The 10,866-nt window shown below is 37.2% G+C and carries 11 protein-coding genes; 6 read left to right on the top strand and 5 right to left on the bottom strand.

Annotated elements, in window-relative coordinates; all coding sequences use genetic code 11:
* Window positions 1-287: 287 nt before the first annotated feature.
* The 3 genes from CD126_RS11450 to CD126_RS11440 form a co-directional block, all read right to left on the bottom strand.
* Entirely contained in the window at window positions 288-2,165 is a 1,878-nt protein-coding gene (locus CD126_RS11450; protein WP_049406329.1) for an FtsX-like permease family protein, read from the bottom strand.
* The gene (locus tag CD126_RS11445; protein WP_049406331.1) at window positions 2,155-2,913 is read right to left on the bottom strand and encodes an ABC transporter ATP-binding protein; all 759 of its coding nucleotides are present in this window, start codon (window positions 2,911-2,913) and stop codon (window positions 2,155-2,157) included. Before CD126_RS11445 ends, CD126_RS11450 begins: the two co-directional genes overlap by 11 nt.
* 166 nt (window positions 2,914-3,079) lie before the next feature.
* On the bottom strand, window positions 3,080-3,466 hold the full coding sequence (locus CD126_RS11440; RefSeq protein WP_049406333.1) for a YxeA family protein: 387 nt from the start codon (window positions 3,464-3,466) through the stop codon (window positions 3,080-3,082).
* A 188-nt stretch (window positions 3,467-3,654) separates the two neighbouring features.
* Between CD126_RS11440 and CD126_RS11435 the strand changes: the two genes are divergently transcribed.
* The 6 genes from CD126_RS11435 to CD126_RS11410 all read left to right on the top strand — a co-directional run bounded on the left by CD126_RS11435 (window position 3,655) and on the right by CD126_RS11410 (window position 8,678).
* Complete coding sequence (locus tag CD126_RS11435; protein WP_049406335.1) at window positions 3,655-4,017, top strand: DUF3139 domain-containing protein; 363 nt, start codon at window positions 3,655-3,657, stop codon at window positions 4,015-4,017.
* A gap of 289 nt (window positions 4,018-4,306) precedes the next feature.
* Window positions 4,307-5,665: a branched-chain amino acid transport system II carrier protein gene (gene brnQ / locus CD126_RS11430; protein WP_049406337.1), complete on the top strand. Its 1,359-nt coding sequence runs from the start codon at window positions 4,307-4,309 to the stop codon at window positions 5,663-5,665.
* 183 nt (window positions 5,666-5,848) lie between these two features.
* Entirely contained in the window at window positions 5,849-6,073 is a 225-nt protein-coding gene (locus tag CD126_RS11425) for a hypothetical protein (protein ID WP_049406339.1), read from the top strand.
* A 59-nt stretch (window positions 6,074-6,132) separates the two neighbouring features.
* A complete protein-coding gene (locus tag CD126_RS11420; protein WP_049406341.1) occupies window positions 6,133-7,335 on the top strand; it encodes an MFS transporter in 1,203 nt (400 codons plus the stop codon).
* Between the two features lie 84 nt (window positions 7,336-7,419).
* Complete coding sequence (locus CD126_RS11415; protein WP_049406343.1) at window positions 7,420-8,046, top strand: DNA-3-methyladenine glycosylase family protein; 627 nt, start codon at window positions 7,420-7,422, stop codon at window positions 8,044-8,046.
* A gap of 74 nt (window positions 8,047-8,120) precedes the next feature.
* Entirely contained in the window at window positions 8,121-8,678 is a 558-nt protein-coding gene (locus CD126_RS11410) for a DUF488 domain-containing protein (RefSeq protein WP_049406344.1), read from the top strand.
* An 88-nt stretch (window positions 8,679-8,766) separates the two neighbouring features.
* Here the strand turns inward: CD126_RS11410 and CD126_RS11405 are convergent, their stop codons facing one another.
* Both CD126_RS11405 and CD126_RS11400 read right to left on the bottom strand, forming a co-directional pair.
* Window positions 8,767-9,189 (bottom strand): 6-pyruvoyl trahydropterin synthase family protein, encoded by a 423-nt coding sequence (locus CD126_RS11405; RefSeq protein WP_049406346.1) that lies wholly within the window; start codon window positions 9,187-9,189, stop codon window positions 8,767-8,769.
* 32 nt (window positions 9,190-9,221) lie between these two features.
* Window positions 9,222-10,628, bottom strand: a complete 1,407-nt coding sequence (locus tag CD126_RS11400; protein WP_082143026.1) for an aminotransferase-like domain-containing protein — start codon at window positions 10,626-10,628, stop codon at window positions 9,222-9,224.
* Window positions 10,629-10,866 lie beyond the last annotated feature (238 nt).

Below are 10,866 nucleotides of genomic sequence, written 5' to 3'. Positions count from 1 at the left end.
ATTATATTATAATACTTTATATGTTGAAATCAATACATTATAAAAATATATATGTATGTTAGATATATATATAGAAAGACAAGTTTTTTAAATATATTTATTTCTTTAGTAAATAAGTTAAATTAGTAATAAAGTGTTGTTTGGCTGTGGAGATAAATATATATTCTCCTGTATTTATATTCTATAAAAGAATCTCATGAGTAAAATTTCTGAATGCGCAAAAAAGAGCCACGCACTTCTCATGCATGGCTCTTTCTCAATTTTAGCCTACAGTATCATATCGCTACTTAAATCGACTTCTTAATCACTCGGTTGGAATGAACGAATGCGATAATCGCAAACACGAGGTAAACGAGTGTGTAAATAATCATGACGGTAAATACAGGTTTCATCGTCACGTTACCCATAATGTGCATAAATGAGTTTGCCGCAAAGAATGCATGTAACAGCGCAACAACAAGAGGGAGACCGAAGTTAAATAATATCTTCAATACTAAGCCTTTCGCCATATCTGAACTTGTAAAGCCGATACGACGCAGAATCTTAAAGTTATCACTCTCATCTTCAGTTTCGTCGACTTGCTTAATATAGATAATACAGCCAGCCGCAATTAGGAATGCTAAGCCTAGGAATGAAGTCACGAAGATGAAGACGCCGTTAGATGCATCGAGCTGTTTCTTCATCGTTTCTTTAGAAATGATTGATGGATCAATCTTCATACCTAATTTTTCAGCTTTTTTCATATCGCTGTGATGTTTTAAGTTAAATCCGTAATTGCTTAGAATGTTATCATTTGTTTTAACCGCATTATAAATCTCAGGACTCACTTCGACGACAGGCGCGCCATAAGACACATTTAGAGGATAGACTTTATCTTTATCGATGTGTGTCACTTTTACAGTTTTCTTCTCTTTTCCTTTTACAGTAATCTCTTTGTTGTTGTGAATTTGAACGATACTTGGCATAGATTTTGTGTTGGTTAGTTTCGCCTCGTTACCTTTCAGTTTAGAGTTGGCAGCCAGTGTCGATGTGTTGGCAACATGTGTATCATCACCCATAGTCATAACTTCATCTTTCACATTTTTAGGGTTAATCGTTTCAGTTACTTTCTTTTCAAATGGAATATGTGCTTTATGGAGTTTATCTTCAAATTTCTCTGCGTGATTTGATTCTGATATATTAAAATCTTGAGGTGTCATAGACTCCATAGTGTAATTCGTTTGTGACTGTGTAATGGCTGCGAAACATAAAATTGTAACCGTAATCGCTGAAATTACCGCAATAATTGTGAGCGACATCGCGTTTTTCTTCATTCTATGCATAATTGAAGAAGTGCTGACGACATCTGTGATTGATACGCGACCATTTTTAGCTCTTTTAACTGTTTTAAAAATCAAAGAAACTGAACTTCTAAAGAAGAGATAAGCACCGACAACAGTTAAGAAAATAACGATAAATGGAGTGGCCATCGCCATCGTTAATGCTTTGAATGTAGTAAACATTCCCATTGCCATGTAATAACCGAAGGCAATCATCGCGATACCTAAGATGCCGCCAATCACCTCAGGAATCGTAATACGTGCTTTCGTCGTCTCAGTCTTCGTGCTATCTTTCATCATCGTGAGAATGCTACGGCGTTTCAAGAATAAGGCGTTCTGAATCAGTATTAATACGAATGCGATGACAAGCATGATCACAGTAATACCTAACGCTTTAGGTTCAAAGCCGATCGCAATGTGCGTCTTGAGTTTCATAAGTTTCATTGCGATGTTAAGTGCTAATTGTGAACCGAAGATGCCAATAATCACACCTACGATGCCTGTAACGATAAAAATCATGAATTGTTCAAGACTCAACATTCTAAGAATATTCCCTCTTGATAGTCCAATAAGTTGGAATAACGCAAATTCTTTCGTGCGTCGCTTCACGAATAAATGATTTGCGTACATCAAGAAGACGATAATGATAATAAAGAGTGTCGTTGAGCCGATTGCTGCCCCTTTTTGAAGGAACTCAGCAGAATTTGAATTGTTGATACTATGTGAGTACTTCAAAGTTGCGAAACTGTAATAAATAACAATACTCAAGAGTAGGGAGAACAGGAACATCCCATAATGTTTGATATTCTGTCTTAAATTTTTTAGCGTAATTTGATTAAATGTCATGAGTCACACCACCTAATGTGGATTGTAGTTTAATGATTTCTTGGTAAAAGTCGTGCTTAGATTTATTATTTTGATGAATTTCTGAGTGGATATTACCGTCTTTCAACATGATGACGCGCTCTGCGAAACTCGCTGCTGAAGGATCGTGCGTTACCATGATGATTGTCGTATTAAATTCATTGTTCATATCCTCCAGACGTTTGAGTAAATCTTGTGCACTCTTAGAGTCCAGCGCGCCTGTAGGTTCGTCGGCGAAGATGATAGACGGCTTATGAACGAAAGCACGCGCAGCCGCAGTACGTTGTTGTTGTCCGCCTGAAATTTCACTTGGATATTTGTGACTTAAATCATTGATACCTAATGCATCAGTAACTTCTTTGTAGTTTTGTTCCATTACGTATTTTTTAATTTTTTGCACTGACAGTGAAAGCATAATGTTCTCTTTGACTGTAAGTGTCGGAAGAACACTGTAGTCTTGGAAGATGAAACCAAGTTGCGTTTTACGGAAATCAGCGAGCTTTTTATCGTTTAATTTATTAATTTCTTTGCCATCAATGATGACCGACCCGCCTGAAATCGTATCGATAGAACTGATGACGTTGAGCAGCGTTGTCTTACCCGAACCCGAAGGCCCCATAATTGCGACAAATTCTCCTTTTTCTACACTGAAATTGATATTTTTAAGGGCTTCATATTTTTGTTTATTGCCATAGATTTTAGATAAATTATTTACTTCTAGAATAGTCATTGTCTCACTCCTAATGATTGTTTATAGTTCAAGTTTACGAGAGAGTACGAGTTGCAGCCTTTATCTAACCTTACAAATTGAGGGCTGTATCTTACAGATTTGTAAGGTTCTGTCAGAGAATAAAAATAAACCCACGACCTGAGTGTGCGGCCGTGGATCTTTCGATTTATTTGAGTTTTTCACGAGCATCTCGAGGAATATCTTTCTTCTCGACTTCTTCATAACTTTTAACAACGCCCGATTTTTTTATGATTTTTAGATAGTGATTCTTTTTGAGCTTTTTCATACCTGTATACGTAATTTTTTTACTATGCCCATCTTTATCGTAGCCCGTCGTTTTATAAGTAGGTGCGATATCCTTACCTTGTTTATAAGGTTCGTTCGTCTTCACGTAATATTTTTTAGTAGGCACTACCGGATTGATTAAGTTTAAGCTTCGTACCTGAGTGTTATGTGGGTGCTTTTCGCCATATATTTTAAGCCCAAACAATAATCCAACGATGAGTAGGATGATGATGACAATTGTCGTTAACGAGATTTTTAAAGCTTTCATGGCTAAGTTGCTCCTTTCTTTAATTTCTATCTTTATTGTAGGAGCCTAGCGCTCTCCCAGCTTTTATCTAATCTTACAATTTGAGGTATTATCTTACGGATTTGTAAGAAAGTTGAGGCGTGATATGGTAAAAGGGGTGAAGTAATAGAAAACGACTCTACCATATAAAAGAAAGATGGATACATATTATGAAAAAATTATTACAGATACTTATTCTTTCTATCATTAGCATCGTTTTTATACTGTCGGCAGTTTTCACGACTATCATTACCTATCAAAAACTCAAAAGTGAAGCTGTTATTAATCATGTTATCTCCCAAAAAGGATGGTCTAAAAAGATTAAGCATGAGGAGATGCACTTTAATATTAAGATGGGCGAAGCGGAGAAAGAAGTTACTTATAAAGATCAACCACACAGCGTGTATACCTATACCGTGACGCCATCACCAGAGCCGTGGACGTTTGCTCAAGAGTATAAAGTTTGGGGTGAAACAGACTTAGAGAAAAAGGAGTCTTACTATAAATATTTATTAGAAGCGGAGCCGTATTAAAAGTAGATTTGAAAGACGGCGGGCAGTCTTCCCTTTAGAAGCAGCATTTAAAAATTGGAGACTACGCATGAAGAAAATTGTATTGTTCTAGACTCGCAACCCACTTTAAGCTAGTAACATCAATTATTGCGCATGATTAATGAATCAAATCACTCAATTGTCGCCTTAATGAGTGGATTTCAGAAAAAAACTTAAAGATATTTCTTAAAAATCTTAATATTCGTCTCCCACCAGTTAGTTAAAAAATGTATAATAATAATATCACTACACAGTAGGAGAAATGCATACTATGAACAATCACAAATTCACAATTAAAGAAACTATCTTTATTGGATCGATGTTATTCGGTCTCTTTTTTGGTGCGGGAAATTTAATCTTTCCAATACATCTAGGACAAATTGCAGGCGCCAACATGTGGCCTGCAACGATAGGCTTTTTAATCGCCGCGATAGGATTTCCATTCTTAGCTATTATAGCGATTGGTGTCTCTAAGACGAATGGAACCTTTGAAATTGCGACGCGCGTTAATAAGATTTACGCCTATTTATTCACGATTGCTTTATTTTTAGTCATCGGACCATTTTTCGCTTTACCAAGGCTTGCAACGACATCTTATGAGATTGCGTTTTCGCCTTTTATCACTTCAAGTACAGGCAAAGTAGTATTACCGATATTTAGTATTTTATTCTTTGTCGTAGCCTGGTTCTTTGCGAGAAGACCGTCCAAGATTCTAGACTATGTAGGTAAATTTCTAACACCGGTCTTTCTCGTCCTATTGGCGATCGTCGTAGTCCTCGCTTTGATCCATCCACTGGGCAGTGTAAGTCATGCGCCAGTTAGTGCAGACTACCACCACAGTGCGACATTGAAAGGTTTCATTGAGGGCTACAACACACTTGATGCGTTGTCTGCGTTAGCGTTTGGTGTCATCATCGTAGCAACGATCAAGAAGTTAGGTATCAAAGAGCCGAGCGGAATAACGAAAGAGACCGTGAAATCCGGAACGATTAGTATTGTGGGCATGGCTGTCATCTACGCTTTATTAGCCTTGATGGGTGCGATGAGTTTAGGTCATTTCAAAGTGAGCGAGAATGGTGGTATTGCCTTGGCTCAAATTGCACAATATTATCTCGGTGATTATGGAATTATCATCTTATCACTTATTATCATTGTCGCTTGTTTAAAAACGACAATTGGTTTGATTACTGCTTTTGCAGAAACATTTAATAAAATGTTCCCGAAATTTAGTTATCTACAATTTGCTACTGCTGCGAGCTTATTGGCATGTATCTTCGCCAACGTCGGCTTAACGAAGATCATCATGTATTCAACGCCAGTGTTGATGTTCATCTATCCATTAGCGATTACATTGATACTATTAACGCTCGTCAGCTCATGGTTCCATCATTCACCTATCGTTTATCGTTTTACGACTTATTTCACGATGATCGCCGCATTTTTCGATGGGGTTAAAGCTAGCCCAGAATCATTCGCGAACACTGGCTTTGCTCAAAGTTTAATCCACTTTGCTGAACACTACATACCTTTCTTTACGATTGGCATGGGTTGGATAGTGCCAGCAGTTGTAGGATTTATCATCGGTTTAATTGTCTATAAACTACGTGGTGGGAAGCGAGCACACGCATAACACTTTTTAGATAAGCTATTGAAGCGCTTAGGAAAGTTCATCTTTCTTAAGTGCTTTTTTCTTCGTTATGGATAAAAAAGACGGCAATTCTCAAGGGCTCTAGGTTTCATTTTCCTCAAAGACGGGCATAAATTTAATAATTACAATGTGGGGCATATATTTAAAACAATGGGGGAATTGAATATGAAAATCTTTAAATTACGTTATCAACATTACAAAGATATTGTCGACGATAATGTGTTAACTTGCTACGTACTCGCAAAAAATAAAAAAGAAGTAGAACAATTTGCGAAAAAAGTAAGTTACAAAATTGAACATATGGAAAAGATTTCTAAACGAAAATACCAAAAAGAAAAAGCAAAAGGTAATGACTACGCACTTGAACATGCAGATCATTATTTAGATTAAATGAGATGACACGTACAGTAGGTCAAAGTGTGTAGTGAAAGTAAGTGAGGTGTACGAAAGTGCAACAAAGAAGCAATTCAACATTAAGAGGACAGTGGGGGTTAATAGGAGCGGCGTATGCGTTTCTCATCATCATGATGGGAACAACTTTACCGACGCCGCTGTATCCAATTTATAGTGAAGAATTTAATTTATCGCCGTTAGTCATCACAATTATTTACGCTGTTTATGCAGGTGGTGTCATTTTCGGCCTATTAGTGTTTGGACAACTTTCAGATCGCATAGGGCGCCGTTATGTACTACTACCTGGCGTGATACTTTCAATTATCAGCGCGTTAGTCTTTTTATTCGCAACAAATTTAACATTATTGCTCATTGGACGTATCATTTCTGGGCTTTCTGCAGGTCTTTTCACAAGTACGGCAACAGCAACGATAGTGAATCTTGCGCCCGATGATAAGAAGAATCAAGCGTCTACTATCGCAAGTAGCGTGAACATGTTAGGGCTCGGTTGTGGACCATTGGTGTGCGGTATTCTCGCAGAATACTTACCTTATCCGACACGTCTGATATTTATCGTTAATATTGCGACTTTAATCATTGCTTTTCTCGCAATCTGGCTCATGCCTGAACCGGTAAAAGATCGACAAAGTTTCCGCATCCAAGTTCAGAAATTAAGCGTACCAGTTGAAATGCGTTCAACGTTTATTAGCGCGGTGATTCCCGTGTTTGTAGGTTTCTCAATGTTAGGTTTAATGACGGCTATTTCACCTAACTTCTTAGGCGAGATACTCAATATGGATAATAAAGCAGTCGTGGGTGTAACCGTCTTTCTCGTATTCTGTGCATCAACAGTAGGACAGCTCTTATTTAAACAGAAATCGGATTATCATGTGTTAAGACTCGGCAGTATGACCTTAATTGTAGGTGTCGCTTTAGTCGCCGTGTCATTAATTCTACATTCTTATATTCTGTTGCTCATTGGGGCAATGGTTTCAGGTCTTGGCCAAGCTTTCAGTTTTCGTGCGGGATTATCTACTGTTAATAGTGCAGCGCCTGATGACCAACGTGCAGAAATTACTTCAACATTCTTCACTATCGCCTATATTGCGATTTCTATCCCTATCGTTGGTATAGGTTTATTAGAGTTAGGGCTTAACGTACAGTGGGCTGGCGTAGTCTTCAGTATCATTGTTGTGCTTCTTGCGATGGTTTCATTGTTATTACTACTACGTCAAGGTCATCAAAGTACGAGTGAATAGAGAATGTTTAACGTGAAACAGCGGGAGGTCTCAGGATAGGCTAAACGCTGTTTTTTTAAAGTTTAGTTTGAGGAGAGTTAGATTTTGGAAAAGTTGTGGCATATTTCAAGATGCGATAATCGCGCGCAGAAGCTAGCTGAAAAGGATAAAGTGATGGGTCAGTTAATCGAACGAATCGGTGATGTAGAAAGAGCATTGCGTCCGTATCCATTAAAGTCACTGGTACGTTCAATCGTCGGCCAACAAATTTCAGTTAAAGCTGCAGAAACGATTTTTGGTCGATTAAAAGAGAAGATCAATGACGAGTGGACGATAGCGGCTTTTAAAAAGTTAACTGAAGAAGAATGTAAACAAATCGGTTTATCTCGGTCTAAGCAGAAATACATCTTTAATTTAGTCGAACATATCGATAACGGAGAACTTGAATTTGAAAAATTAGACCGCCTTTCTAACGAAGAAATCATTAAACAACTTACAGCCGTGAAAGGTATAGGGAAGTGGACAGCAGAAGTATTCCTCATCTTTACGATGCAAAGGGAGAATGTCGTGCCGATCGATGATGTGGGGCTACAACGTGCAGCGAAACGTCTGTACGATCAGCCAGAAGCGCAGGGTAAAGCTTTATTGAAAGAGTGTCAGGCCATATGGGGTGACCAAGGTACGATCGGTTGTCTCTACCTTTGGGAATATATTCATCAGTATCAAATTTGAAGAATATAAGTAGGAAGGCAGTCTTAAATATTAAATTCTCGATACGCGAGTATGCTATAGAAAGAAGTGTGAATATGACCATTTATACAGTCGGACATTATGATTATGACTTGGAACAGTTTTTAGACATGTTGAAGCAGGCAAAGGTAACGAAAATTATCGATGTACGCTCATTCCCAAACAGCAAGCGTCACCCTCAGTATAAGCAAGAACCTTTTCAGAAGTGGTTGAAAGAACACGATATAGGTTATCGTCATCTCACTGCGTTAGGTGGTCGTCGTCAGCGCTCGGGCGAAGTAGGGGAGAATTTGAACGCTGGGTGGCAGAATCAGTCGTTTCACAACTACGCAGATTATACATTAACGAACGACTTTAAAGAAGGTATTCAGTATTTGTTTGCTGAAGCGGAAGAGGACACTGTCGCGTTGATGTGTGCGGAACGTCATCCTTCGCGTTGTCATCGTCTGATCATCAGTAATTGGTTGGTAGGTCATGATGTTGAGGTAAAACATATCATCGTCAGCAACAAAGGAGAGATTGACATCGTACCTCATGAGTTAGGAAAGTGGGGCGCGATGCCGATTCTTGAAGATGATGGTGAAGTAGTCTATCCGAAGTTAGAATCGAAGTAGTGAAGATATATAAGTGAAAGAGAGAGGATAGAGTGTGCTCACAGAAATCGTTGTGAAGCCCACGAACTGCTCTCTCTCTTTTCTTAAATCAGTCTTCTTTACGCAATATCACACTATGGTCCTTTGTTTCCCACAGCTCAAGTTGATTGAGTGTATTTCCCTCTGGCAGATGCGCTTCAAATTGATCCCAAATCCACATCGCAATATTCTCTGCCGTTGTATTCATTTCAGGCAAGGTTTCGTTAATCAATTGTTGATGCAGGTAAGTTTTTACATGTTGGTTGAATATAGCATCTACCTCGTTGAAGTCTAACGCTAGCCCCATTTTGTTCACTGGAGATTGAACGTGAACCTCTAACTCATACGTATGCTGAAGTAAATCTTTGTGTACAGTAGGCGTGAAATAAATTCGATTGTCGCACACAAAGTCATATTTTAAATTCAGTATCACATTACGCTCACGATATTGAAATTGACTCGGTGGATTGAGATGATTCATTTCTTTGGTCATGGGTAGTGGCTCCTTTCTTAGTACAAACAAGTTTAATTATCTACATAATTAACGATATACTCATGGATTTTTTTAAGCCCCAATTCAATATTTGGATTGGTTTCGTATGCAAAGGATAGACGTATGGTATTCTCATCACTATTATAAATGTGTCCGGGATTGATGAGAATATGCTCTTTCTCTATGAGTTCTGAAAAAATTTTCTTTACATTTATATTATCTTTTAAAGTTAGCCAAATAAAGAATCCACCTTTGGGAACTTCCCAATGTGCGATATTTTGGAAATGCTTTTCAAGAATATCTAACGTGAAATCTCTTTTTTTCTTTAGAATTTTTCGTATGCGTTGGATATGTCTCTCATAATCACCACTTTTTAACAACTCATAAATTACCATTTGAGATAACATGCTTGAACCATAATCAATTTGCATTCTAATATCTGCTAACTGCTCAATAACCTTTTCAGAAGCGATAATCCATCCAATACGTAACGCTGGAGCTACTGTTTTAGAGTAACTACTTATATAAATAACACTCCCATTTTTATCTAATGCCTTTAGGGAAGGGTCTGGTTCTCGATCGAACCAAATATCACGATAAATATCATCTTCAATTATAGGGATATTATGTGTTAGACAGTAATTGATAATATTTTGTCGATGGTTTAAACTCATTGACGCTCCTGTAGGATTATTAAAAGTAGGATCTAAATATAAAGCTTTTTCTTTTAACGAAAGATATTTGTCTAATACTGAGGTGAACGCTAAACCTTTTTGATGTGGGATGGTTACCTTCCTCATATTGAGATGTTTAAAGGTTTGTGTTGAATCGATATAGGATGGCGTATTTGAGAAAATAGTCGTATTTTGGCTTAAGAAACCATGATTAATAAGTTGAATTGCATGTAGAGCGCCAGATGTAATCAATACATTTTCTTTAGAAACTTGAATTCCTGATTTTTTCAAGCGACAAGCTATTAATTCACGTAATTTATGATAACCGTAGCCATTATTGTAACCCAAAGAGAAAGTGCCGATATCATTAGAAACACGATTCATCGCATTTTTTAATTCTAGGTGAGGAATTAAATCAGTTCCTAGTTCACCTTTACTCATATGTAAGTATGAAGTATCTGTTTCAAGTTTATTGATTAATTGAACAGTATATTGATTTCGCCCAATACTAGACCATTCCATCATTTCCATCCATTTATTAGAAATCAACTGATTTTTTAAATAATTACTAACGTAAGTTCCACTTCCCGTACGTGTAATTATAAAACCTTCTTGTTCTAATAGTTCAATACTTTTAATAATAGTAACTCTATTTACATTAAAGCGTTGTGCGAGTTCTCTTTGAGAAGGGATACGCATGCCATAAATCCAATCTCCTAACAGAATCTTATTTCTGATGTATGATGCTACTTTCTTGTATTTCATCGTTCCCTTTCTCCTTCTTCTTGATGATTGGTTGCATTAATTAACTTTCAATTGGTTGTACTCATTATAATCTACCTTTCTTAAGATGAAAAATATCTTTTTAAAAGGAGTAGATGATTATGAGTCAGATAAAACAAAGGGGTTATTCTAGATATAATTTGATGGAAGATTTGTTCTATGAAGGTATAGAAGTTGATTTAAAAGAAATAACAGATTATTTTAAAGACTTACCTAAAGA

Source organism: Staphylococcus pettenkoferi (genome assembly GCF_002902685.1).
GTDB classification, from domain to species: Bacteria; Bacillota; Bacilli; order Staphylococcales; family Staphylococcaceae; genus Staphylococcus; species Staphylococcus pettenkoferi.
Note: the sequence above shows the minus strand (reverse complement) of the source record. Positions and strands in the feature narration are given on the sequence as shown.